Genomic DNA, 22,579 nt, shown 5'->3' with positions numbered 1-22,579 from the left:
CTCGATCTGGCGCAGCTTCAGCACAACCTGCTCCGCGTTCGTCTTCTGACCTCGCCGCATGTCCGCCTCCTTCGGTCATGGCTGATCCTCTCAATCAGCCCGGTCCAAAACCAGCCGGTCAGGTCAGCCGCCCGCAAAGTCGTATTGGCCAAGATCGCCCAAACGTTCCGAGGCGACGAGTTCCTCGGCTTCACCAGGGAGGCGCTCGAAGGCTATATCCGGCCGGTCGTCATCATGGACGGCCATTACCGACTGTTCGGGGCGCTGGAGGCGGCACGCCAGGCCCTGGGCACCCCGGCGATGATGGATGCCGCCGAACGCCGCATCGACGCCGGCGAGCCGGAAGACCAGGTCACGCGGGATCTGCTGCGCGAGTCGTCGCGGAAGTTGGCCGTGTCGATGCTCATGGATCCGCATCCGGCGGAGCACGTCTTCCAATTCATCGTGGTCAATCAGAAGGCCACGCCCATCGGCCGTGCGCTCCTCGGGACAATCGTGTCGACGAGCCTCTCGACGGAGAAGCTCGAGTTCGTGGCTGAGCGGCTGCGCACTGCGGGCATCCCGCTGGAGGAGTCCCGGGCCGCATCGTTCATGGCGCGCAACGAAGGCAGCCCGTTCGCGGGCAAAGTCGAGTTGGGCCTCAGCGGAGGCAAGGGCACCAACAAGAACGAGTTGCTGGCATGGCCTGTCATGGTGGCGCTGGTCAGGATCTTCCGCGAGCTGTCCGGGGCCTACCTGTACCACCAGAAAAGCAACGACTTCGCCAAGTCTTGGGCGGATCGGTCCCTGGCGTCCTCGCCGATCGTGTCCGGCTACCGCGCGGCAGGCCACGAGAGCCCTCCCGCCTACTGGGAAGCCTTCGACGGACCTTGGCGTGAGGTGTTCATCGCGTTCTGGTCCTACGTAGCGGATTTCTTCGGCGACGACGAGGAGCCGAGCGCGTGGAACTACTGGGGAAATCCGCGGACGTCGAACCTATTCAACAAGATCTCGCTGAATATCCTCGCCGCGGACTTCTTCAGGTTCCTCCGCGTCAACGCCGTCGCGCTGGAAAGTGCCGAGCAGGTGGAGGCGGAATGTGAGAAGTGGCTCGCCGAGATCGACCGACGCTACTTCGCCCGGGATTGGAAACTCGAGCGCGCCGGCGTCAAGAAGGACTCGCCTGGCATCCGTACGGCTTGGGCCAAGACGTGGGACGAATACCGCCTGAAACCCGAGCGCCTCCCGCGCCCGGAGAACTACAAACCGTCGGTTGTCTAGACGTGAGCGAGGATCTGCGGGAGTTCCTGGCGGCCACGCTCGCGCGACCCGAGGCACCCTGGATGCCGAAGGCGCTGCGCGGCATGGCCAAGCTCTCCCCTCCCGACCGGGCCTTCCGGTGGGCCGGCGACGTCCTCAGGGGCGACGTCCACCGGCAGTGGGCCGACTGGTTTCTCGGCACCTTTTGTGACGTCGACGAGTACGCGGCGAGCGCGACCGAGTACCCGCGCATCTACGCCGAGGTCAGGGCCCATGTCATGGTGACCTGGACGCAGATGGACGCGCCGGACCAGAGGGCGCTGGCCAGCGCGGTGGCGCGCCTGGCCTTCGCGGAGGCGCGGCGCCGGGCGGACGTGGCCAGGCGGATCCCGCCGTCCTTGTCGAAGCGCCAGCAACTCATTGACCTCGCCGGTCGCACCCCGCACTGCTGGGTCTGCGGTTGGCGCTTCGATGCGGCCGCCATCTCGAGCTTCCTGGACGAGCCGGCCCACCTGACGTTGCCGCCGCTCGTCGACGTCTTCAAGCCGATCGGCCTCAAGGCCCGGCACCTCCGCATCGAGGCCGACCACCTCGTTCCGTACGCCGACGGCGGCACCGACGAGGTCAGGAACCTTCGCCTCGGTTGCGGATGGTGCAACACGCATCGATCCAACCGTACTTCCATCTATCAGGTACGAGGCCATGCGAGGCCCACCCCCGAGAGATCGGTGCCCCGAAAACTCCCGCAGCCGTTCTGGGTGGTGCGCCTGATGGCCATGGAGGCGGCACGCGGTGGACTGTCGCCGGCGAAAGGCGAACTCAGCGTCGCGCTTCGAAATCCGCGGGGCGGCATGAACCCGGCCAATTTGATGGTGGTCTCGTATCGAGACGACCCGATGGGGTCGGCCCGCTTTCAGGGACGCCGAACGGTGGCACAGCTTTGGGGGCCGATCGCGGATGAGCCTTGACGGCACCGACCGCGATGGAGGCGGGACGCTCGCCACACCCATGCTCCCGCCATCCCTGCCAATAAGGTAGCGCGGCCTGGATAGACCCCGCTTAGACCCATACGTTGCCCTGGAAAGCCAAGGCAAATCAATGATATCGTTTATTCACAGTACGTTAACTACCCTCGGGGCTAGGCTCCCCTCAGCTCCACCAGGCTTTCCTGGTGACAAGACAGCGTCCCGGTTCCGCAGCGATAGCGCTGGCGCGGCCGGGACTTAGCGCCGGTCCGCGGAGATCGCTTCCCGCCCCGCGCCACCTGCCCGATTCCACATCCCGACCCGTGACCGCGCCTGGCTCCGGGTCTCGGTCCGGGCTGCCCGGAGATCCCCCGCCGCGAGCCGAGGCCGCGTCCGGGCCGGCGGCGAGCCCGCAACCATCGCGGCGCGGCAGGGTTCGGTCCCGATCGGAGACGGAGGAGGTCGCGTGGCGTCCTGGATCGAACAGGCAGTCTGGTGGCAGGTCTTTCCCCTCGGCTTCGTCGGAGCCCCCAACGAAGCCGACCCGGCCGCACCGGTCACGCACCGCCTCGCCCACCTGCACGGCTGGCTCGACTACGCGGTCGAGCTCGGCGCGTCCGGACTGGCGCTCGGGCCGATCTTCGCGGCCTCCACGCACGGCTACGACACGGTCGACCATTTCCGCATCGATCCGCGCCTCGGCGACGAGGCCGATTTCGACGCCCTGGTCGCGGCGGCCCGGGCCCGCGGCCTCCGCGTCCTGCTCGACGGCGTGTTCAACCATGTCGGGCGGGCGCACCCGGCCTTCCAGGACGTCCTGCGGCACGGGCCCGAATCCGAGCGGGCCGGCTGGTTCCGGCTGTCCTGGCCGCGGGGCTCCGGCCCGGGCATCGAGCCGGACTACGCCTGCTTCGAGGGACACCGGCAGCTCGTCACGCTCAACCACGACGACCCGCGAATCGCCGACCACGTCGCCGCCGTCATGGGCCACTGGCTCGCCCGGGGCGCCGACGGCTGGCGGCTGGACGCGGCCTACGCGGTGCCGCCGCGCTTCTGGGCGCGCGTGCTGCGGCAGGTCCGCCTCGCGCATCCGGAGGCCTACATCGTCGGCGAGGTGATCCACGGCGACTACGCCCGCATCGTGCAGGACACCGGCATGGATTCGGTGACCCAGTACGAGCTCTGGAAGGCGATCTGGAGCGCCCTCAACGATCGCAACCTGTTCGAGCTGGCCCACGCCCTGGACCGGCACAACGGCCTTCTCGACAGGTTCGCGCCCCTGACCTTCGTGGGCAACCACGACGTGACGCGCATCGCGAGCCGGCTCACCGACGAGCGGCACCTGCCGCACGCGCTGGCGATCCTGCTGACCTGCGGCGGGACGCCCTCGATCTACGCCGGCGACGAGCAGGCCTTCCGCGGCGTGAAGGAGGAGCGGGTCGGCGGCGACGACGCCATCCGGCCGGCCTTCCCGCCGACGCCCGCGGATCTCGCTCCCTACGGCTGGCCGATCTACCGGCTGCACCGGGACCTGATCGCCCTCCGGCGGCGCCACGCCGGGCTCCACCGCGCGCGGGCGCGGGCGCTGCATCTCGCCAACGCGCAGATCGTGCTCGCGCTGGGCGACGGGAGCGCGCGGGTGCTGACGGCCCTGAACCTCGCCGACGCGGACGCGACGCTGCCGGTGCCGGAGGCCCGGGCGATCGAGGCCGGCACCGGCGATCTCGCCGAGGCCGGCAGCACCGGCGCCCGCGTGACCCTTCCGGCCCACGGCTGGGCCGTCCTGACCGTGTGACCGCCGCGCCTCGGCCGGAAAGGGGCCGGAACGGGGCCGGAAAGGGGCCGACTGCCCGCTCTCCCTAGCCGGTGCGGCGGGCCGTCCAGCGCCCCGCGCAGGCACCGAGCCCGGACAAAGTCCAGCGGCCGGTCCCGGCGGACCCGCGCAGGCGGCCCGTGACCGAGACGCTGGCCAGCCCCTTGCGGATCGTGCCGGTGATCCGGCCGTCCGGCCCGGCCCGGCCGGAGGCGTCGACGCCGTTGCCGCCGACGTCGTCCACGGTCCCGTCCCGGATGACGATGGGATAGCTGTAGGGCCCTGTGCAGCTCCCGCTCTCCGCGGTGGCGATGACCGACCAGGACCCGTCGAACCGGTTGGCCGCGGAGGCTCCCGTCGCGGCACAGACGGTCGTGCAGGCAGTCAGGATCAGGGCGGGCGCGAGCGGTGCGGCGCGAAGTCGGGTCATCGTCTCCTCAGTGATGGTCTCGGATCTCGGATGGGATTCCTCCGTGCCGGACGGATCCATCGCGCGGCGCGCGGGCGGACCGTCAGCCGGTGCAATCGCTCGACGGAGCGCCGGGAGCCGGAGCACGGGGTGAAAGGGCAACGGGCCGGACGCGCGCCCGGAGCGGCGCGGGCGCCCGGCCTCGCGGCCGTGCCGGACAAGAGGGCCATCCGCCCGGCACAACCTCGGGAAAGGGGCGCGGAACCCGGCGGCGCCCGACGGCGCACGGCGCGTTCCACGACCGCGATATGGGGCCTAACACGTTCATGAGAATGAGATATTTTTACCAGTACGCCGTGTTTCTCACCGGCTCCGCGGGACGCCACGCGCCGACATGTCTCAGCGGGCCATCCCGGCAGACACGCCGTTCCGCGACAGGCCGGTCGGCCCGGCGCGGCCGCCGGCGGGGCGGCTGCGCAGGAACGTGTCGAGCCATGCAGGCATCCCGGTTCCAGGCCGGAACGCCGCCCGGCGCTCCCAGGCCTTCAGGAGGGTGAGCCGGACGAGGTCGTCCCCCTGGACATCGCCCGCGATGGCGTCGCGGGTCAGCGTCAGCGCGCGGCAGCGCAGGTCCGGCACGGCGTCGACCAGCGCCGCCCCGAAGCCGACCGGGACCTGCCCCTCGGCCTCCGCGGCGTCCGCGGCCTCCGACAGGCGGTCGAGCAGGCGTCTTAGACGCGAAGTTTTCTCAAGTTCTGCAACTTCTGGAAAATTCTCGCGCCGACCCGCACATGATGTCGCACCCGGTGCGGAGATCACGTCCCCGTGTTCCGCGGGCCCCCGCACTAGTCGGTCAATATCCTGCACGGTCGGCATGGCCACGTCTTCTGGGAAGGGGGGCCGAGAGCGCGCGGGAACGGCGTCGCGGCGTTGCGAGCATTTATCTTTGGCTCAAAACGCCCGCGTCAATGGTGCGCGTATACCAGGAAAATAACTTAGATGAGGGAACCGGCTTGTGCGCAACCCGTTTGTGCCCCGCTGCCGACAGGGCAGTGACCGTGTGAAGGGGTGCAGAAGCTGTGACGGCGGGCGTCGACAGGCATGAGCTCCGGCAGATCATCGCCGGCCTGAGCGAGGGCGTGATCCTGGTCGAGCCCGACCAGACCATCGCCTACGCCAACGCGGCCGCCCTGGCGATGCACGGTGCCGAGAGCCTCGACGAGCTCGGCCCCACCGTCGACGCCTATCGCGACCGCTTCTGCCTCCGCTACCGCAACCACATCACGCCCAACCAGTACCCGATCGAGCGCGTGATCGCCGGCGAGCGCTTCCACGACGTGGTGGTCGAGGTGCGGCGGGCCGACAAGCCCGACATGGACTTCGTGCACTCGCTGCGCAGCCTCGTGGCCACGGACCGGGACGGCAACCCGAGCTGCCTCGCGCTGATCCTGAAGGACGTCTCCGACCAGTTCGAGGCCGAGGAGCGGTTCGAGCGCACCTTCAACGCCAACCCGGCCCCGGCCGTGATCACGCGGCTGTCCGACCTGCGCCACGTCAAGGTCAATCACGGCTTCCTGGAGATGACCGGCCACACCCGCGACGCCGTCATCGGCCGCAGCGTCTACGAGGTCGACGTCCTGGCCGGCGCGCGCAACCGCGACCTCGCCGTCGCGCGGCTCAACGCGGGCGGCACGATCCCGCAGATGGAGGCCTGCCTCGACCTGCCCGACGGCGGGAGCCGCTTCGTGATCGTCGCCGGGCAGCCGATCGAGATGGGCGACGAGCCCTGCATGCTGTTCACCTTCGCGGACCTGGAACTGCGCCGGAAGGCCGAGGCCGCCCTGCGCCAGAGCGAGGAGCGCTTCGCCAAGGCGTTCCGGATGACGCCGATCCCGACCGTGCTGGTGCGGGCCGAGGACGGCCAGGTCACGGGCGTGAACGAGGCGTTCAGCCGGGTCTTCGGCCTGGGCGGGGACCGCGTCGTCGGCCGCTCGCTGGAGGAGGCCGGCCTGTGGGTCGCCGAGAAGCAGCGCCTGCAGGTCGAGGCCGCCCTGGAGCGGCAGGGCTACGTGCTGGGTCTCGAGGTGTGCCTGCGCCACGAGAGCGGCGCGAACCTCGACTGCCTGGTCTCGGCCGAGCGGGTCGAGATCAACGAGACGGCCTTCGTTCTGCTGGTGCTGCAGGACATCACCGCGCGCAAGCACTCCGAGCGGGAGCTGTTCGACGCGATCGAGACGGTGATGGCCGACACGTCGTGGTTCAGCCGCGGGCTGATCGAGAAGCTGGCGAACCTGCGTCGGCCGGCCCGGGAGGGCGGCGACGCGGCGGCGCCGAACCTGACCGTGCGCGAGCGCCAGATCCTCAACTTGATCTGCGCGGGGCTCGGCGACGACGCGATCGCGCGCAAGCTCGGGCTGTCGCGCAACACGGTGCGCAATCACGGCGCCGCCCTGTACCGCAAGATCGGCATCCACAAGCGCAGCGAGGCAGTCGTCTGGGGGCGCGAGAACGGCTTTCCCCTGAACATCTCTGACGGATGAATACCGCCATACTGGTAAAACCAAACCATTGATCCGGCACGCCCGGCGTACATCTTCCGGTCGGCAAGGGTTTTCTCACGCATGACGAGGCGCCCATGACCGAAGACAGGAAGACACCGTCCGCCGAGCACCTCAAGGGCTCGGTGAAGGAGGCCATCGGCAAGCTGACCGGCGATGCCCGGACGGAGACCGAGGGCCGGCGCCAGAAGCGCGACGCGCCCGGATCGAAGGCCGGCTCCGGGCCCGCGGGCTCCGGCCCGCGCTGACGGACGTCACCCGGCGCCTCACGAAGAGGCGCCCCCACCACGAGCGCGATCGCGGAGGCGGTCGCCGACGCGACGACGAAGGAGAACGACATGGTCGATACCAATCGGATCACGGGCGCGGCCCGGGAACTCGGCGGCAAGGTACAGGGCGCGTTCGGCGACCTGACCGGCTCGCGGCGGGACTCGGTCGAGGGCCGCGCCCGCGAGGCCGCCGGACAGGCCGAGACCCTCTACGGCCAGGCCAAGGACACCGTGCGCGACGCGGCCGACCACGTGGCCGACGCGGCCCGCGACCTCGGTGGTCGGGTCCGCGACGCCGTCGACGATCTCGGGGCCGACGACGTCGAGGCCCGCGCCCGCCGCGCCCAGGGCGCCGCGCAGGACCAGTACGCCCGCGCCGAGCGCGGCGTCCGCCACGCCGCCGAGGAGGCGTACGACTACGCCGAGGACGCCTACGCGCGCGGCAGCCACGCCCTGCGCCGCGGCACCCGCGAGGTCGGCCAGCAGGTCGCCGAGTACCCGCTCGCCGCCCTGCTCATCGCCGGCATCGCGGGCTTCGGCCTCGGCCTGCTCGTCAGCGCCCGCCGCGATTGAGCCGCGACTGAGCCGCGACTGAGCCGCGTCCCGGCAACCCCCGGGCCTTCCGGGCCTTCCGGGCCTTCCGGGGGCCGGCGGCCCCACGAATTTCAGCGATCCACCACCGGAGTGACAGCGTGACCACCATCCAGACCGTTGCAACGCCCCTCGCGCCGGACGCGCACGCCGACACGCGCGCCGTCCTGCTCAACCAAGTCTCCTGGGGCGCCATCTTCGCCGGCGCCGTGACCGCGCTGGTCACCCAGGTGATCATCAACCTCGTCGGCGTCGGCGTCGGGCTGGCCTCGGTCGGCACGACCGCCGCCGACAATCCCTCCGCCTCCACCATCTCCATGGGCGCGGGCGCGTGGTTCGTCGCCTCGGGCCTCGTCGCCTCGCTGGCCGGCGGCCTCATCGCCGGGCGGCTCTCGGGCAAGGCCCTTCCGGGTGCGGCCGCCCTGCACGGGCTGGTCTCCTGGGCGGTCACCACCCTGGTGGTGCTGTACATGCTGACCTCGGCCGCCAGCGGCCTGGTCGGCGGCACGCTCGGCACGGTCTCGAGCGCGCTCGGCGGCGCCGGCAACCTCGTCGGCGGCACGGTGCAGACCGCCGCCCAGGCGGCGGCGCCGTCGCTGTCGAAGATCTCGAACCCGCTCGACGGCATCGAGGACAAGGTCCGTCAGCAGGCCGCCGGCCAGGACCCGCAGGCCGCCAAGGACGCGGCCGTGGCAGCGGTGAAGGCCGTCCTGACCGGTGACCCGGCCCAGAAGGAGCAGGCCAAGACCCGCGCCGCCGACGCCCTGGCCAAGGCGCAGGGCATCACGCCGGATCAGGCCAAGGCGCAGATCGACGACTACCAGAAGCAGTACGAGCAGGCGGTGGCCAGCGCCAAGCAGAAGGCCGAGGCCGCTGCCGTGACGGCGAAGTCGGCGGCCACGCAGGGCGCGTTCTACGCCGCGCTGGCGCTGATCCTGGGTGCGCTGGCGGCGTATGTCGGCGGCCGGATGGGTGCGCCCAAGCCCGCGACCCTGCTCGGCGCCTACGAGACCCGGCGCGTCTGACACCTCCCTCTGACACCTTCACCGGCCCCCGCGCCGATCGCGGGGGCCACCACCGGCCGGGGAGACCGGCCTCACCAGCGAAGCAGGAGCACACGCGATGAGCAGCACGACCGACAAGATCAAGGGCCTGGCCAACGAGGCGGTGGGCAACGTCAAGCAGGCGGCCGGCAAGGCGACGGGCAACGACAAGCTGGTGGCCGAGGGCAAGGCGCAGGAGCTGAAGGGCGAGGCGCAGAAGACCGTCGGCGACGTCAAGGACGGCGCCAAGTCCGTCGCCGACAAGATCACCGGCAAGCACTGATCCGTCCCGCGGCGCCGGCTCCCCGGCGCCGCCGCCCCCGCCGAGGCGGGGCTTCATCCCCCCGACACCAGGAGAGCTGCATGAACCGCGACCAGATCCGCGGCGCGTCCCGCCACCTCAAGGGCCGCGCCCAGACCGCCCTGGGCGGCCTGACCGGTGACCCGGGACGCCAGGTGCGCGGCGCCGTCAACCAAGTGGCCGGCGGCGCGCAGTACGCCTACGGCCGCGCCCGCGACCGCGCCGAGGACCTCACGGAGGACCTGGCAGAGAACGGCCGCCATCTGGCCGAGACCGCCCGGAGACGGGCCGACCACCTGATCGACGAGGGCCGGGACCGCGCCCGGGACGCGCACCGCCGCGGCGCCGATTACGGCCGGCAGGCGATCCGCACGGTCGACGCCAACCGCACCAACACCCTGCTGGGCCTGGCCGCCGTCGCTTTCGCGGCGGGATGGCTCGTCCGCCGCACCCGCTGACGGAGGGTTTACCGATGCTGCGCAAGCTCCTGACGGCCTTCATCGTGCCGAAGCTCATCGCCTATCTCGGGCGCCGCTACGACCGGCGCCGGGGCACCGGCCGCACCTACTGACGCCCGGATCTGGAGCCCGGGATCGCTAGCCCGGGGCCTTCCAGATGCCGGCGGCGATCCGTGTCGTCTCGACGAGCGCGGCGTGGAGCGCCGCGTCCCCGTCGCGCCGGCCGGCGCGGAGCGCCGCGACCAGCTCGGCCGGCGATCCGGCGCCGCCCAGCGCCCGCTCCCAGGCCCCGGCCGCCGCGCCCGCCTGCGCGATCTCCCGCATGACTACGCCCATCGCGTTGGCGGCCATCAGCAGGACGTAGCGCTGGCGCCCCGACAGGGCCGGCGCGACCTCGTCGAGGAGGCTCTGCCGGGCGACCGACAGGAGGGCGGCGCCCGCGGGCGCGTCCAGGAAGGATTCGCTCATCGGGCTCCCCACCGCTCGGGCGCGGTCTCGCGCAGGATCGCGGCCTCGAGTTCGGGGACCATCCGGCCGGTCAGCGCCAGCTCCAGCGACGTCTCCTGACCGGAGACGTGGCGGTGGCCCTGCTCCAGGGCGATCACCGCCCAGCGCAGATGCGCCATGACCTCCCAGTAGCGCACCGCCTCCGGCTCGATCGCGCGCCCGCTCTCGGCCTCGTAGCCGCGGTAGAAGGCGGCCCGCGGGGCGATGCCGCCGGCCTCCAGGTCGGGCCGGCCGAAGCGCCAGCAGGCGGCGCAGAACCAGCCGATATCCTGGGCCGGGTCGCCCCAGCCGGCGAATTCCCAGTCGAGGATCGCCGTCAGACCCTCGGCATCGACCATGTAGTTGCCGGTGCGGAAGTCGCGGTGGACCAGGACCGGCCCGGGACAGGGCGGCGCGTGGAGCTCGGCCCAGCGCAGGCCCCATTCGAGGGCCGGGCGCGCGGCGCCGATCCCGTCGAGACTCGCCCGGAGCGCGCGGATCTCCGCCAGGGCCGGCTCCGGCTCGGGCGCGCCGAGGAAGGCGAGGTCGTCCGCCGGGGCGGTTCCCGGCAGGATGCCGTGCGTCCGGGCGAGCTCGCGGCCGAGTTGCTCGGCCAAGGCCGCGCGGTCGCCGCCGAGGCTCGTGTCCTTGACCACCCGCGGCCCCAACCCGATCCCGGAGACGAGGCCCATCAGCGCGAAGGGCGCCCCGACCACCCCCGGATCCGCGCAGAAGCCGACCGGCTCCGGCACCCGCACGCCGGCCGCGAAGGCGGCGCGCAGGATCCGGAACTCCTCCGCCCGCGAGCGGCTCGACGCGATGGTGGCGGCCGCGTCCTTGCGCAGGACGAAGCTCCGGGGCGCGCCGTCGACCCGGCACGACAGCATCCAGTTCTCCTGGATCGAGCCGCCGGTCAGCGGCCGGGCGTCGTCGAGCGCGACCGACCCGGCCTCCAGGGTCCGGCCGATCCAGGCGCAGAGCGCCGTCCTCTGATCCGCGTCCAGCATGGTGCCTCAGGATCGCGTCACGGGACGCGCTCGAAGGCCATGGCGATCCCCTGGCCGCCGCCGATGCACATGGTCACGAGCCCGTAGCGGCCGCCGGTCCGGGCCAGCTCGTAGAGGGCCTTGACGGTGATGATCGCCCCCGTGGCGCCGATCGGGTGACCGAGGGCGATGGCGCCGCCGTTCGGGTTGACCCTGTCGGGATCGAGGTCGAGGGCGCGGGAGACCGCGCAGGCCTGCGCCGCGAAGGCCTCGTTCGACTCGACGACGTCGAAATCCGCCGCCCGCAGGCCGGTCCGCTCCAGCAGCCGCCGCACCGCCGGCACCGGGCCCATGCCCATCTCGGACGGGTCCACGCCGGCGTGGGCGTAGCCGACGATGCGGGCGAGCGGCGTCGCGCCGTCGCGCGCGGCCCGCGCGGCGCTCGACAGGACGAGGGCCGCCGCGCCGTCGTTCAGCCCCGAGGCGTTGCCGGCCGTGACGCTGCCGGTCTTGGAGAAGGCCGGGCGCAGCTTGGCGAGGTCCTCGGCGGTCGTGGCCTTCGGATGCTCGTCGGTGTCGAAGGCCACCGTCTCGCGCTTGCGCTGGATCTCGATCGGCAGGATCTGCTCCCGGAACCGGCCCTCGCGGATCGCCCGCGCGGCGCGGGCCTGGCTCTCGGCCGCGAAGGCGTCCTGCGCGTCGCGGGGGACGGCGTAGCGCGCGGCCACGTTCTCGGCGGTGACGCCCATGTGGCCGTTGCCGAACGGGTCGGTCAGCGCGCCGAGCATGTAGTCGACCAGCACCGCGTCGCCCATGCGCGACCCGGTCCGCCCGGTGGTCAGCAGGTGGGGGGCGCGGCTCATGCTCTCGGTGCCGCCGGCCACGGCCGTCTCGGCGTCGCCGAGCAGGATGGACTGCGCGGCCGAGACGATCGCCTGCAGGCCGCTGCCGCAGAGGCGGTTGACCGTCATGGCCGGCACCTCCGCGGGAATCCCGCCCTCCATCGCCGCGACGCGGGCGATGTAGGCGTCCCGGGGCTCGGTCGGGATGACGTTGCCGAGGACCACGTGCCCGACCGCCTCGGGCGCGGTCCCGGCGCGGCGCAGCGCCTCCGCGACGCAGCGTGCGGCGAGGACGGAGGGCGGCGTGCCGGCCAGCGCGCCGCCGAACGTGCCGATCGCGGTGCGCACCGCGCCTGTGATCACGACCTCGGTCATACTCTCGGCTTCCTCTCGGCTTCCCTGTCTGGCTCGGCCTGCCGACGCGCCCCGCGCGGCGGACGGACGGTGTCGGCCCCGCTCAGGCCCCGACGCTCAGGCCCCGACGTCCCACGACCAGAAGGCGTCGCCCTCGGCCTCGAGATTGCGGTTCAGGACCATCTTGTGGACCTCGTCGGCCCCGTCCACGAGGCGCGCCTGCCGGGCGTAGCGGTAGATCCACTCGAGGGGCGTGTCGGTGGAGTAGCCCCGCGCACCGTTGATCTGGATCGCCGTGTCGGCGGCCGCGTGCAGGAGGTTGGCCACGTGGACCTTGGCCATCGACACCTCCTTGCGGGCGAAGCTGCCCCGGTCGAGGGCCCAGGCGGCCTTCATCACCAGGAGGCGCCCGATCTCGATCCGCATGGCGAGGTCGCCCAGCATCAGCTGGATGCTCTCCCGGTCGGCCAGCCGGATCCCGAAGCCGTGCCGCTCGGCCGCGTAGGCCCGGGCGATCTCGACGCAGCGCTTCGACAGGCCGAGCCAGCGCATGCAGTGGGTCAGCCGCGCCGGCCCGAGGCGGATCTGGGTGAGCTTCAGGCCGTCGCCCTCGTTCATCAGGACGTTCTCGGCCGGGATCTCCAGGCCCTCGAACAGCAGCTCGCAATGGCCGCCGTGCTCCTCCGGCCCCATGATCGGGATGCGGCGCAGGATCCGCCAGCCGGGCTGGTCCCGGTGGAACAGGAAGGCGGTCAGCCCTTTCCGCGCGTCGTCGGAGGTGCGCGCCATCAGGATGAAGTGCTCGGCCTCCTCGGCGCCGGTGATGTACCACTTGCGGCCGGTGACCACGTAGCCGTCCCCCCGCCGCTCGGCCCGGGTCTGGATCATGCCGGGATCGGAGCCGCCGCCGGGATGCGGCTCGGTCATGGCGAAGGCCGAGCGGACGCGCCCCTCCACGATCGGCGCGAGCCAGCGCGCCTTCTGGTCCGGGGTCGCGACCTTCTCCAGCACCATCATGTTGCCGTCGTCGGGCGCGGCCGAGTTGAACACGACCGGGCCGAAGATCGAGCGGTTCATGGCCTCGTAGCAGACCGCCATGCCGACCTTGTCGAGCCCGGCGCCGCCGGTCTCGGGCCGCAATTGCAGGCACCACAGGCCCTCTGCGCGGGCGAGGCCGCGCAGCCGCGTCAGCTCGGTGAGGCTGATGTTGCCGTGGCCGTCATAGGCCGCCGGATCCGCCTCCAGCGGCAGGATGTGCGCGTCCACGAAGGCCGCGATCCGGGCGCGGTAATCCTCGACGCGCGGGGAGATGGTGAAATCCACGGGCCCACCTCCTGGGTCGGTGCCGACGACGAAAATCGAGCGAGCGCTCGCTTTTTATCGCCTGGATTCGCGCCTGGCAACGGACTAGACCTCGGGAGCCGCTCCCGGTCGTGGCCACCGCGGGCTGGCGCGACGACGAAACGACGACGGTGCGACGACGGAGCGACGATGGATCGATGAGCCCCGCAGACGCTCTTCCGGCGAACTTTCCGGCGCACTTTCCGGCGCACCTTCCGGTGAAGGACGCCTACGCCACCGAGGCGATCTGCGCGCGGATCCTGGCGCGGCACCGGGACCGGATCAGCGTCCGGAAGGACCACGTCGCCGTCGCCAACCTCGCGCGGATCATCGAGGCGGTGCTGAAGCTGTCGAGCCGGCAGGGCTTCCACGAGACGAGCCTGCGCGACCTCGCCCGGGCCTCCGGGCTCAGCATGGGCGGGCTCTACTCGTACTTCGACAACAAGAACACGCTGCTGGTGATGATCCTCACCGAGGTGGCCGAGACGGCCGAGGCGGTCCTGCGGCAGGCCCCGGCGGGGCTCGCGGCGGATCCGGCCGCGCATCTGCGCTGGCTGATCGAGACCCATATCCGCCTGACCGAGGCGATGCAGCCCTGGTTCGTCTTCGCGTTCATGGAGGCGAAGGGCTTCCCGGCCCCCGCCCGGACGATGGCGACGGAGAGCGAGGCCGCCACCGAGCGCATCTTCGCCGAGGTCCTCGCCCGCGGCGCGGCGGCGGGCGTCTTCGCGGTCGCCGACGTCGACCTCACCGCCGCGCTGATCAAGCCGCTCCTGCAGGACTGGTACGTGAAGCGGGCCAAGCACCGGAAGCGCGGGATCCCGATCCAGCGCTACATCGCCGGCGTGACCGCCTTCGTCGAGAAGGCCATCGCGGCGGCCTGAACCGGCGCGGCGGACGAACACCCCCTGGTCGGGGCCGCCGCGCGCCCTTATGCCGGGCCCGGAGGGCATTCCGGAGCGCGGGGAGCATGGCCGGACCGATCGGGCGCCGCGCGGACGCACACGGAACCGCCGGAATCGACGATCCGCTGAGCGGCCTCGCGCCGCTGCTGCGCGTGCGGCCGCACCTGGACGACGTCTGCCGGTTCGGCGGCGCCTGGGCCGCCCCGCACGCGCCGGAGCCGACGCGGCAGGCCTATTTCCACCTCGTGACGCGCGGCCGCGCCACGCTGCGGCGGCCCGGGGGCGCGCCGCTGCAGGTCGCGGCCGGGGACATCCTGCTCCTGCCGCGCGGCGACGCGCACCTGTTCCACGGCGCGGGGCCGTCGCCGTCGACGCCCCTGCCCGTCGCGGTCCGCCACGCGCACGATCTGCGGTTCAAGACCACCGTCGGGGCCGAGCCGGACGTCGAGCTGATCTGCGGCCGCCTGGCCTTCGAGGCGGCGCCTCAGACCCTGATCGTGACCGCCCTGCCCGACCTCCTCGTCCTGAGCGTCGGCACCGAGCCCCTGGCCACCCGGTTCGCGCCGCTCCTGGCGGGCATCCGCGAGGAGCTGAACGACCTCCGCGCCGGGTCGGTCGCGGTCGCCGAGAACCTCGCGAGCGCGCTGTTCATGATGATGCTCCGCGCGCATCTCGAGGCGTCGGCCCCGGCCGAGGGCCTGCTGCGCCTCCTGGGGCAGCCGCTCACCGCCCGGGCGGTGCTCGCGATGGTGCGCGACCCGGTGCATCCCTGGACGCTGGACGAACTGGCCGCGACGGCCGCCGCGTCGCGGGCGAGCCTCGTGCGCGCCTTCCGCGGGGCGGCGGGCGTCGCCCCGCTGGAATTCCTCACCGACCTGCGGCTCGGGCTCGCCCATCACCGCCTGCGCACCGAGACGGTCCCGCTGGACCGTCTGGCCGCGGAGGTCGGCTACCAGTCCGCGCCCGCGCTCAGCCGGGCGTTCCTGCGCAAGTACGGGATCCGCCCCGGACAGGCGCGGCAGGCCGAGGCGCCCCCGCAGGCGGTTTGATCCGCCCGGTCATCGGCCTGCGCCGCGCGGTCATCGAGGGCGCGGCCGGCCCCGACTACCTTCCTCGTCATCACGAAGGAGGTCGTCATGCACATGATCGATTGGAACAGCTACCGCCAGCAGGTCACCGCCGGCGTCGGACACTTCGCCAAGCTCAGCCCCGACACGGTGCGGGGCTACGGCACCCTCAGCACGGCGGGCCAGAAGACCGGCCAGCTCGACGCCAAGACCCGTGAGTTGATCGCGGTGGCGGTGGCGATCTCCCTGCGCTGCGACGGCTGTATCACGGTCCACACCGACGCCGCCCGCAAGCTCGGCGCCACCGAGGCCGAGCTGGCCGAGGCCCTCGGGGTCGCCACCAGCCTCAATGCCGGTGCCGCGGTCGTCTACGCGACCCGCGCGCTCGACGCCTTCGCGGCCTCCGCCGAGGCGTAGCCCCTCCCCCCATCCGATTGAGCAAGGAATCGTGCCATGAACACGCAGGTTCGCCGCGTCCTCGGCCTCGTCTCCGGGCCGGGCTCGAACCGCCTCGGCCTCCAGGCCATGCGGGTCGCCATCGCGGTCATCTTCCTCTGGATCGGCGCGCTCAAGTTCGTGCCCTACGAGGCCGACAGCATCACGCCCTTCGTCGCCAACAGCCCGGTGATGGCGTTCTTCTACGCCCATCCCGACCAGTACGCGCAGCACCTCACCCACGAGGGCGAGCTCAACCTCGCCGCCCGCGCGTGGCAGACGGCCAACCACACCTACGCGTTCTCCCGCGGACTCGGCACGGTCGAGCTGCTGATCGGCCTGCTCGTCCTCGTCGGGCTGGCGTCGCGGCGGCTGGGTCTGGCCGGCGCGGTGCTGGCCTTCCTCACCCCGGTGGTGACCCTGTCGTTCCTCGTGACCACCCCCGAGGCCTGGGTCGCCGCGCTCGGCGACGCGGAGCACGGCTTCCCCTACCTCTCGGGCGCCGGCCGTCTCGTCCTCAAGGACGTCACCCTCATGGCCGGCGCGTGGCTCGTCCTCGCCGACAGCGCCCGCGCCGTCCTCGTGCGGCAGGCCCGGGCCCCGGGCGCCCCCGCCCGCCTCGACCTCGCGGCAAGCCGCCAGGAGGCCGCTAGGAGGCCGCTAGGAGCCCGCTAGGAGGCCGGGGCGCCGCCCCCGGGCAGCGCCTCGATCACCGCCCGCAGGCCGCCGATGTCGTCCAGGACGGCGTCGGCGGTCCGCGCGTCGTCCGGGCGCCCGTAGCCGTAGCGGGCCAGGATGGCGGCGGTGCCGGCGGCGCGGGCGGCCGCGATGTCGTGGTGCATGTCGCCGACCATGACGGCCCGCCCGGGCTCGGCCCGCAGGCGACGCAGGGCCTCCCGCAGCGGCGCGGGATCGGGCTTGCGCTCGGGCAGCGTGTCGCCGCCCACGACCGTGTCGATCAGCGGCGCCAGCCCCACCGCGTCGAGGATCAGGCCGGTGGCGCGGGCCGGCTTGTTGGTGACGATCGCCAGCGCGTAGCCCGCCGCCCGGAGGTCGCGGACCGCCGCGGCGGCGTTGGGGAACAGGGCGGTGCCGGCGGCCGCGAGCGGCTCGTACACGGCCAAGAAGGCCGGCAGGAGGTCCGGCGCCCGCTCCGGATCGCCGCCCGAGGCCCGCAGGGCGCGCCGCAGCAGCGCCACCGCGCCGTCGCCCACCATGGCCCGCATCGCGGCGGTCCCGACCGGCGGCAGACCCTCCCGCGCCAGGGTGGCGTTCAGGGCCGTCCGGAGATCGGCCAGGCTGTCGACGAGGGTGCCGTCGAGGTCGAGGAGGACGGCGTCGAAGCGCGACGGGGGCGCGGGCGCGGGCAAGGAACGTCTCCGCGTCGCGGGCGACGCGCGACGGGACGCCGACGCCTCAATCTCCGGGACGGGCGGTTCCTAGCGGGTCCGGCGCTGCCGGGCCAGGGTCCGGCACGCGCCCCGAGCAACCCCCCCGAGCATCCCCCGGGCAGCCTAGCGCGGCTTGGCGTCGGCCGGCGTCCGGTCGGTGCAGGTGACCGGCGTGCCGGTGCCGTCGGTCCACGTGACCGACCGCCCCTTGCCCCGCAGCTCGTGCGTGGCGTCGGCGTAGCGGAACCCCGACCCGCTCAGCTGCACCGGCAGGGTGACGGCGGCGCCGTTGTCCGGCCGGACAACCGCCCGCTCCGGCCCCGCGGCGTTCAGGAAGGTGACGGCCAGCGTCCGACCGTTCGGACAGGCGAAGGTCACGTCGATCGTCTCGGCCTGCGCGGGCGCGGCGGCCACCCACAGCCCGCCGACGAGGATCGCCAGCCGGGCGACGCGGACACGGATTCTCATCGGCCTCTCCTGAGCCCCGCGGCCGCGGCCGCGACGACGATCATCGCCGGGATGTCCTGTCCGGGCAATCGGCGCCGACGGCACGCGAGGCGGCCGGCCGACCCCCATCCACCAGTCTCTGGAAGAGCAGATGGAGCAGCGAGGCAATTGTACGATCCTCGATACAAGTCGAACCGGGTCACTTCCCGCTCAACTTGGGACGGAATCGGTAAATCGTCGGCTCGCCCGCCCGGCGGATTGTCTCCCGAGCGCCGCGATGCGGCGCTCCGGCGCGGGGAATAGAGCCGTGGGCGACCGCCGTGACAGCTCGCGGCTTAAATATCTCTTTAATGTTAGGAGTATAATAATATGGCAACCTCTCAGACGCAGCTTCGATGAACCGTCCGAAATATCCTTTCTCGATATTGATCGGGAGGTCGACCGCATCCGCCCCGGGTCTGACGGCCATGCGTCAGCTCGCGGAACTGCAGAAGCATATCCCGTCCCTCTACGGACTGCTCTCGGTCAATGCCGGCGCCCTCGCGGTGACGCATTACGGTCTGGCGCCCGCCTACCTGACCCTCGGCATCCCGGGGACCGTGATCGCGCTGTGCCTCCTGCGCGCGATCCACTGGTGGCGCTTGAGGCCCGAGGCCCTGGACGAGGCGCAGGCCGCCCGCCACCTGCGGCGGACGACGGCGCTGACGGTCTTCTTCTCCGTCGCCTTCGTGATCTGGGCGATGGTCCTGAACACGTTCGGCGGCCCCTACGAGCAGGGCCACGTCGCGATCTTCGTGGCCGTCACGGTGATCGCCTGCATCTTCTGCCTGACCTACCTGCCGCTGGCGGCCTTCCTGGTCACCGGCATCGTCATGGGCGTGTTCCTGTTCTGCTGCGTGACGAGCGGGAACCACGTGTTCCTCGCCATCGCGGCCAATACGGCCTTCGTCACGGCCGTGATGGTCCGCATCCTCAACACCAACTACCGGGCCTTCGTCGCCCTCGTCGCGTCCCAGGCCGTGGCGAGCCGGCTCTCGGAAGAGAACGCGCGCCTCGCCCAGACCGACAGCCTGACCGGCCTCCCCAACCGGCGCTACTTCTTCCAGAAGCTCGACGAGGCGCTCCGGTCGTCCTCCGGGGTGGACACGCCCTTCGCCCTGGCGATCTTCGACCTCGACCGGTTCAAGCCGATCAACGACACCTACGGGCACAATGTCGGCGACCGCGTCCTGGCGGAGGCCGGCCGGCGCCTCGCGGCCTTCGCGGGGGCGGACGTGGTGGTGACGCGGCTGGGGGGCGACGAGTTCGGCGTGATCCTGCGCGCGCCGGCTTCGGCCGCGGCGGCGCTCGCCTTCTGCGACGGCGTCTGCACGGCGCTGCAGCGGCCGATCCGGATCGGCGACATCCAGGTCGTCACCGGCTGCTCGGGCGGGCTCGCCCTGCCCTGCCGGGTCTCACACGACGCCGACGCCCTGTTCGACCGCGCCGATTACGCGCTCTACCACTCCAAGGAGCAGCGGCGCGGCGCGACGACCCTGTTCTCGCAGGAGCACAAGGACGCGATCCGCGCCGAGCAGGCGGTGGAGACGGCCTTGCGGACGGCGGACCTCGCCGCCGAGATGGTGCTGCACTACCAGCCGGTCCTCGACCTCGCCACGGGGCGGACCGCCTTCGTGGAGGGTCTGGCGCGCTGGACGAGCCCGACGCTGGGCCGCGTCGCGCCGGACCGGTTCATCGCGGCCGCCGAGCGCGGCGGCATGATCCACACGGTGACGCTGCTGCTCCTGCGCAAGGCGCTCGCCGACTGCGCGCAGCTCCCGCCCGGGACCGGCCTGTCCTTCAACCTGTCCGCCCACGACCTCGCCTCGCCCGAGACCGTCCTGTCGATCCTGGCGGCGGTGCGGGGCAGCGGCATCGACCCGCGCCGCCTGACGCTCGAGCTGACCGAGACCGCCCTGATGCGCGACTTCGACCACGCCAAGGCGGCCATCACCACCCTGCGCAGCCTGGGCATCAAGATCGCGCTCGACGATTTCGGGACCGGCTATTCCAGCCTGGGCTACGTCCACCGCCTGCCGCTGGACAAGATCAAGATCGACCGCGGCTTCATGGCCGACATCGACACCGACCGGGGCTGCAGCCTCGTCTCCACGATCCTGGACCTGTGCCGCAACCTCGGCCTCGACGGGATCGTCGAGGGGATCGAGACGGAGGCGCAGCTCGACGTGGCGCGGCGGCACGGCAGCCGCTACGCCCAGGGCTACCACATCGGCCGCCCGATGCCCCTCGGCGACCTGCTGGAGCGGCTGGAGCGCGAGGGCGCGGCGGAAGCGAAGGCAGCAGCAGAGGCAGAGGCAGAGGCCGGCACGGTGCGCCGGAGGGCCTGAGGCGGCCCCGGCGCGAGGCGGAGCCGCGCCCTCAGGCGCGCCGGAGGTTCCAGAGGATCGGGAAGCCCGGGAGGCGGCCCGTGAGGTCGCGCCGGTAGGACGTCATCGAGCGGTAGGAGCCGACCGGCACGAACACGACCTCCTCGAGGGCGATCCGCTGCATGTCCGCGCAGATCGCCCGGCGCGCCTCCGCGTCGGAGGCCGCGAACCACGCGGTCCGGAGCGCCTCCAGCCGCGGCACCGACGGCCAGCCGAACCACGCGTTCGGCCCGCTGGCCCGGAGCGGCTGCAGGGCGGCGGGGTCGGCGTTGTCGAAGGACGAGAAGGTGGTGAGCAGCACCGACCAGCCGCCCTTCTCGACGGGCTCGCGGGAGACGCGCCGCTGGATCACCGTGCCCCAGTCGCTCAGGGCCAGGTCGACGTTGAAGCCGATCCGGGGGAGCAGGTCGGCCGCGACCTGGGTCAGCGCCGCGGGCGCCAGCAGGTCCGTGGGGCCGATCAGCCGGATCTTCGCGCCGTCGTAGCCCGAGGCCCTAAGCGCCGCGCGGGCCGCCTCCAGGCTGCGCGGCCCGGTGAGCGCCTCCAGGCCGACCTGGCTCGCCATCGGTGTGCCGGGCGTGAAGATCCCGCAGCGGTCGTCGTAGGCCCCGGGATCGTCGCCGACGATCGCCGCCATGAAGTCGCTCTGGACGATCGCCGGCAGCACCGCCCGGCGCACCGCGACGTCGTCGAAGGGCGGCTGCAGGTGGTTCATCCGCAGGATCGCCGGGTTGGTGAGCCGGTCGAGGCCCTCCACCACGATGTCGCGGTTGCGGGCGAGCAGCTGCTGGAGCTCGGGGGGCGGCTGCTCGTACCAGTCGATCTCGCCGTTCTGCAGGGCCGCCGCCGCGGTGGCGCCGTCGGCGATGATCCGCCACTCGATCCGGTCGAAATGGGCGACCTTGCCGCCGGCCGTCAGGCTCGGTGTGCCGGGCGCCGGCACGTAGCCGGGGTGGCGCTCGTAGACCATCAGGCTGCCCGAGTTGAACTCGTCGGCCTTCCAGCGGAACGGCCCGGAGCCGGTGGCGTCGGTGATCTGCTTGTACGGGTCGGTCCGGGCGACCCGCTCGGGCATGACGAAGGCCGGCTGGCTGACGCTCGCCAGCGCCTGCGGCAGGAGCGGGAACGGCGCCTTCAGCCGGAACACGATGTCGGTGTCGCCGTCGTGGGCGAGCTCGTCGGTGGCGGCCATCAGGGTCTGGCCGAAGCCGTTGCGCGCCGCCCAGCGCCGGATGCTGGCGACGCAGTCCCGCGCCAGGACCGGCGTGCCGTCGTGGAAGCGCAGGCCCGCGCGCAGGGGGATCGTCACCCGGCGCCCGTCCTGCTCGACCTTGAGGCCGGCCGCCATCTGCGGCTGCGGCCGCAGGTCGGCGTCGAGGCCGAACAGCGTGTCGTAGACCACGTAGGCGTGGTTGCGGGTCACGATCGCCGTCGTCCAGATCGGATCGATGGAGGTGACGTTCGCCTGGGGGACCATGCGCAGGACCCGGGCGCCCTGCGCCCGCCCGACGGAGGGGGCCGCCAGGGCCGCGGCCCCCGCGGCCAGGAAGGTGCGTCGCCTCATCGTCACTCCCCGAACGGTGGATCCCGGCGTCGCAAGCGCCGGACCAGGGGGCGCCCCGCCTCAGCTCAGCGGGACGGCGAAGCCCCGCTGCACGGCGGGGCGCTCCATCATCCGGTCGTACCAGCGCCGGACCTGCGGGTAATCGGCGAGGTCGACTTGGTGGCGCTCGTGGCGCCACGCCCAGCCGAGGATCGCGAAATCCGCCACCGAGAGCGGCCCCGCGACGTACGCGACCTGCGCGAGGCGCCGGTCCAGCACGCCGTAGAGCCGGTGCGTCTCCTTGCTGTAGCGGGCGAGCCCGTAGGCGCGGTCGGCCTCCGCGACGGACAGGAAGTGGTGGACCTGGCCGGGCATCGGCCCGAAGCCGCCCATCTGCCACATCAGCCATTCCAGGGCGGCGACGCGCTGCCGCCGGTCCTCGGGCAGGAAGCGGCCGGTCTTCTCGGCGAGGTAGAGCAGGATCGCCCCGGACTCGAACACCGGGATCGGGGACCCGTCCGGCCCGTCCGGATCGACGATGGCGGGGATGCGGTTGTTCGGGCTGATCGCCAGGAAGTCCTGTGCGTGCTGCGCCCCTTGCGTGATGTCGACCGGGATGACCCGGTAGGGCAGCGCCATCTCCTCCAGCGCCACGCTGATCTTCCGGCCGTTGGGGGTGTTCCAGGCGTAGAGATCGATCATCGCGGGCG

24 protein-coding genes are annotated in these 22,579 nt (G+C 72.4%); 14 read left to right on the top strand and 10 right to left on the bottom strand.

What is annotated here, in order from left to right; translation table 11 throughout:
* The 3 genes from ACLBYB_RS29130 to ACLBYB_RS29120 form a co-directional block, all read left to right on the top strand.
* A partial coding sequence (locus ACLBYB_RS29130) for a hypothetical protein (protein ID WP_447700875.1) occupies window positions 1-1,260 on the top strand: 1,260 nt, incomplete at its 5' end.
* Between the two features lie 2 nt (window positions 1,261-1,262).
* Window positions 1,263-2,207 carry an HNH endonuclease signature motif containing protein gene (locus tag ACLBYB_RS29125; RefSeq protein ID WP_447700874.1) on the top strand — a complete coding sequence of 315 codons (945 nt, stop codon included), beginning with the start codon at window positions 1,263-1,265 and terminating at the stop codon, window positions 2,205-2,207.
* A gap of 463 nt (window positions 2,208-2,670) precedes the next feature.
* The gene (locus ACLBYB_RS29120) at window positions 2,671-3,999 is read left to right on the top strand and encodes an alpha-amylase family glycosyl hydrolase (RefSeq protein WP_447700873.1); all 1,329 of its coding nucleotides are present in this window, start codon (window positions 2,671-2,673) and stop codon (window positions 3,997-3,999) included.
* A gap of 64 nt (window positions 4,000-4,063) precedes the next feature.
* Here ACLBYB_RS29120 and ACLBYB_RS29115 read toward each other — a convergent pair whose 3' ends face one another.
* Together ACLBYB_RS29115 and ACLBYB_RS29110 are read right to left on the bottom strand one after the other, a co-directional pair.
* The gene (locus ACLBYB_RS29115; protein ID WP_447700872.1) at window positions 4,064-4,447 is read right to left on the bottom strand and encodes a hypothetical protein; all 384 of its coding nucleotides are present in this window, start codon (window positions 4,445-4,447) and stop codon (window positions 4,064-4,066) included.
* Between the two features lie 378 nt (window positions 4,448-4,825).
* Window positions 4,826-5,245 (bottom strand): RNA polymerase subunit sigma-70, encoded by a 420-nt coding sequence (locus ACLBYB_RS29110; RefSeq protein ID WP_447700871.1) that lies wholly within the window; start codon window positions 5,243-5,245, stop codon window positions 4,826-4,828.
* A gap of 260 nt (window positions 5,246-5,505) precedes the next feature.
* On the opposite strand from ACLBYB_RS29110, the gene ACLBYB_RS29105 reads away from it, so the two are divergent.
* The 6 genes from ACLBYB_RS29105 to ACLBYB_RS29080 all read left to right on the top strand — a co-directional run bounded on the left by ACLBYB_RS29105 (window position 5,506) and on the right by ACLBYB_RS29080 (window position 9,646).
* Window positions 5,506-6,966: a helix-turn-helix transcriptional regulator gene (locus tag ACLBYB_RS29105; protein ID WP_447700870.1), complete on the top strand. Its 1,461-nt coding sequence runs from the start codon at window positions 5,506-5,508 to the stop codon at window positions 6,964-6,966.
* 95 nt (window positions 6,967-7,061) lie between these two features.
* Complete coding sequence (locus ACLBYB_RS29100; protein ID WP_020096302.1) at window positions 7,062-7,232, top strand: CsbD family protein; 171 nt, start codon at window positions 7,062-7,064, stop codon at window positions 7,230-7,232.
* Between the two features lie 90 nt (window positions 7,233-7,322).
* On the top strand, window positions 7,323-7,826 hold the full coding sequence (locus ACLBYB_RS29095) for a CsbD family protein (RefSeq protein ID WP_091683262.1): 504 nt from the start codon (window positions 7,323-7,325) through the stop codon (window positions 7,824-7,826).
* Window positions 7,827-7,945: 119 nt separating this feature from the next.
* Window positions 7,946-8,869 carry a PhnA-like protein gene (locus ACLBYB_RS29090; RefSeq protein ID WP_447700869.1) on the top strand — a complete coding sequence of 308 codons (924 nt, stop codon included), beginning with the start codon at window positions 7,946-7,948 and terminating at the stop codon, window positions 8,867-8,869.
* Window positions 8,870-8,966: 97 nt separating this feature from the next.
* A complete protein-coding gene (locus ACLBYB_RS29085) occupies window positions 8,967-9,170 on the top strand; it encodes a CsbD family protein (RefSeq protein WP_020096305.1) in 204 nt (67 codons plus the stop codon).
* 80 nt (window positions 9,171-9,250) lie between these two features.
* Window positions 9,251-9,646: a CsbD family protein gene (locus ACLBYB_RS29080; RefSeq protein ID WP_447700868.1), complete on the top strand. Its 396-nt coding sequence runs from the start codon at window positions 9,251-9,253 to the stop codon at window positions 9,644-9,646.
* Between the two features lie 138 nt (window positions 9,647-9,784).
* Here ACLBYB_RS29080 and ACLBYB_RS29075 read toward each other — a convergent pair whose 3' ends face one another.
* The 4 genes from ACLBYB_RS29075 to ACLBYB_RS29060 all read right to left on the bottom strand — a co-directional run bounded on the left by ACLBYB_RS29075 (window position 9,785) and on the right by ACLBYB_RS29060 (window position 13,637).
* Window positions 9,785-10,114, bottom strand: a complete 330-nt coding sequence (locus ACLBYB_RS29075; protein WP_020096307.1) for a DUF6285 domain-containing protein — start codon at window positions 10,112-10,114, stop codon at window positions 9,785-9,787.
* On the bottom strand, window positions 10,111-11,139 hold the full coding sequence (locus ACLBYB_RS29070) for a phosphotransferase family protein (protein ID WP_447700867.1): 1,029 nt from the start codon (window positions 11,137-11,139) through the stop codon (window positions 10,111-10,113). Before ACLBYB_RS29070 ends, ACLBYB_RS29075 begins: the two co-directional genes overlap by 4 nt.
* A 17-nt stretch (window positions 11,140-11,156) precedes the next feature.
* Complete coding sequence (bktB, locus tag ACLBYB_RS29065) at window positions 11,157-12,335, bottom strand: beta-ketothiolase BktB (protein ID WP_447700866.1); 1,179 nt, start codon at window positions 12,333-12,335, stop codon at window positions 11,157-11,159.
* 96 nt (window positions 12,336-12,431) lie between these two features.
* Window positions 12,432-13,637, bottom strand: coding sequence for an acyl-CoA dehydrogenase family protein (locus tag ACLBYB_RS29060; RefSeq protein ID WP_100252883.1), 1,206 nt, complete (start codon window positions 13,635-13,637; stop codon window positions 12,432-12,434).
* Window positions 13,638-13,813: 176 nt separating this feature from the next.
* Here ACLBYB_RS29060 and ACLBYB_RS29055 point away from each other — a divergent pair, with 176 nt between their 5' ends.
* From ACLBYB_RS29055 to rclC, 4 genes are all read left to right on the top strand, one after another.
* Window positions 13,814-14,539 carry a TetR/AcrR family transcriptional regulator gene (locus ACLBYB_RS29055; protein WP_447700865.1) on the top strand — a complete coding sequence of 242 codons (726 nt, stop codon included), beginning with the start codon at window positions 13,814-13,816 and terminating at the stop codon, window positions 14,537-14,539.
* 86 nt (window positions 14,540-14,625) lie between these two features.
* A complete protein-coding gene (locus ACLBYB_RS29050; RefSeq protein WP_447700864.1) occupies window positions 14,626-15,609 on the top strand; it encodes a cupin domain-containing protein in 984 nt (327 codons plus the stop codon).
* 87 nt (window positions 15,610-15,696) lie between these two features.
* Complete coding sequence (locus ACLBYB_RS29045) at window positions 15,697-16,044, top strand: carboxymuconolactone decarboxylase family protein (RefSeq protein ID WP_020096313.1); 348 nt, start codon at window positions 15,697-15,699, stop codon at window positions 16,042-16,044.
* 36 nt (window positions 16,045-16,080) lie between these two features.
* Complete coding sequence (rclC, locus tag ACLBYB_RS29040; protein ID WP_447700863.1) at window positions 16,081-16,737, top strand: reactive chlorine resistance membrane protein RclC; 657 nt, start codon at window positions 16,081-16,083, stop codon at window positions 16,735-16,737.
* On the opposite strand, the gene gph is transcribed toward rclC, so the two are convergent.
* Window positions 16,734-17,432, bottom strand: a complete 699-nt coding sequence (gene gph / locus ACLBYB_RS29035; RefSeq protein ID WP_447700862.1) for a phosphoglycolate phosphatase — start codon at window positions 17,430-17,432, stop codon at window positions 16,734-16,736. The two genes, rclC and gph, sit on opposite strands and share 4 nt — an antisense overlap.
* Window positions 17,433-17,576: 144 nt before the next feature.
* Window positions 17,577-17,921: an MliC family protein gene (locus tag ACLBYB_RS29030; RefSeq protein WP_447700861.1), complete on the bottom strand. Its 345-nt coding sequence runs from the start codon at window positions 17,919-17,921 to the stop codon at window positions 17,577-17,579.
* Between the two features lie 446 nt (window positions 17,922-18,367).
* On the opposite strand from ACLBYB_RS29030, the gene ACLBYB_RS29025 reads away from it, so the two are divergent.
* Window positions 18,368-20,287, top strand: a complete 1,920-nt coding sequence (locus ACLBYB_RS29025) for a putative bifunctional diguanylate cyclase/phosphodiesterase (protein WP_447700860.1) — start codon at window positions 18,368-18,370, stop codon at window positions 20,285-20,287.
* Window positions 20,288-20,318: 31 nt separating this feature from the next.
* Here ACLBYB_RS29025 and ACLBYB_RS29020 read toward each other — a convergent pair whose 3' ends face one another.
* Window positions 20,319-21,890 carry an ABC transporter substrate-binding protein gene (locus ACLBYB_RS29020; protein ID WP_447700859.1) on the bottom strand — a complete coding sequence of 524 codons (1,572 nt, stop codon included), beginning with the start codon at window positions 21,888-21,890 and terminating at the stop codon, window positions 20,319-20,321.
* A gap of 60 nt (window positions 21,891-21,950) precedes the next feature.
* The gene (locus ACLBYB_RS29015) at window positions 21,951-22,571 is read right to left on the bottom strand and encodes a glutathione S-transferase N-terminal domain-containing protein (RefSeq protein ID WP_447700858.1); all 621 of its coding nucleotides are present in this window, start codon (window positions 22,569-22,571) and stop codon (window positions 21,951-21,953) included.
* Window positions 22,572-22,579 lie beyond the last annotated feature (8 nt).

The sequence above is a fragment of the Methylobacterium sp. D54C genome, from assembly GCF_053345595.1.
The sequence above is the reverse complement of the archived record's forward strand: the minus strand, read 5'-3'. Positions and strand labels throughout refer to the sequence as shown.

Coding starts and splice junctions, on each gene's coding strand:
- ACLBYB_RS29015 (WP_447700858.1), bottom strand. CDS start 22,571: ATGATCGATCTCTACGCCTGGAACACCCCCAACGGCCGGAAGATCAGC.
- ACLBYB_RS29075 (WP_020096307.1), bottom strand. CDS start 10,114: ATGAGCGAATCCTTCCTGGACGCGCCCGCGGGCGCCGCCCTCCTGTCG.
- ACLBYB_RS29050 (WP_447700864.1), top strand. CDS start 14,626: ATGGCCGGACCGATCGGGCGCCGCGCGGACGCACACGGAACCGCCGGA.
- ACLBYB_RS29115 (WP_447700872.1), bottom strand. CDS start 4,447: ATGACCCGACTTCGCGCCGCACCGCTCGCGCCCGCCCTGATCCTGACT.
- ACLBYB_RS29025 (WP_447700860.1), top strand. CDS start 18,368: ATGCGTCAGCTCGCGGAACTGCAGAAGCATATCCCGTCCCTCTACGGA.
- ACLBYB_RS29085 (WP_020096305.1), top strand. CDS start 8,967: ATGAGCAGCACGACCGACAAGATCAAGGGCCTGGCCAACGAGGCGGTG.
- ACLBYB_RS29100 (WP_020096302.1), top strand. CDS start 7,062: ATGACCGAAGACAGGAAGACACCGTCCGCCGAGCACCTCAAGGGCTCG.
- ACLBYB_RS29030 (WP_447700861.1), bottom strand. CDS start 17,921: ATGAGAATCCGTGTCCGCGTCGCCCGGCTGGCGATCCTCGTCGGCGGG.
- ACLBYB_RS29045 (WP_020096313.1), top strand. CDS start 15,697: ATGCACATGATCGATTGGAACAGCTACCGCCAGCAGGTCACCGCCGGC.
- rclC (WP_447700863.1), top strand. CDS start 16,081: ATGAACACGCAGGTTCGCCGCGTCCTCGGCCTCGTCTCCGGGCCGGGC.
- ACLBYB_RS29055 (WP_447700865.1), top strand. CDS start 13,814: ATGAGCCCCGCAGACGCTCTTCCGGCGAACTTTCCGGCGCACTTTCCG.
- ACLBYB_RS29080 (WP_447700868.1), top strand. CDS start 9,251: ATGAACCGCGACCAGATCCGCGGCGCGTCCCGCCACCTCAAGGGCCGC.
- ACLBYB_RS29095 (WP_091683262.1), top strand. CDS start 7,323: ATGGTCGATACCAATCGGATCACGGGCGCGGCCCGGGAACTCGGCGGC.
- ACLBYB_RS29070 (WP_447700867.1), bottom strand. CDS start 11,139: ATGCTGGACGCGGATCAGAGGACGGCGCTCTGCGCCTGGATCGGCCGG.
- bktB (WP_447700866.1), bottom strand. CDS start 12,335: ATGACCGAGGTCGTGATCACAGGCGCGGTGCGCACCGCGATCGGCACG.
- ACLBYB_RS29020 (WP_447700859.1), bottom strand. CDS start 21,890: ATGAGGCGACGCACCTTCCTGGCCGCGGGGGCCGCGGCCCTGGCGGCC.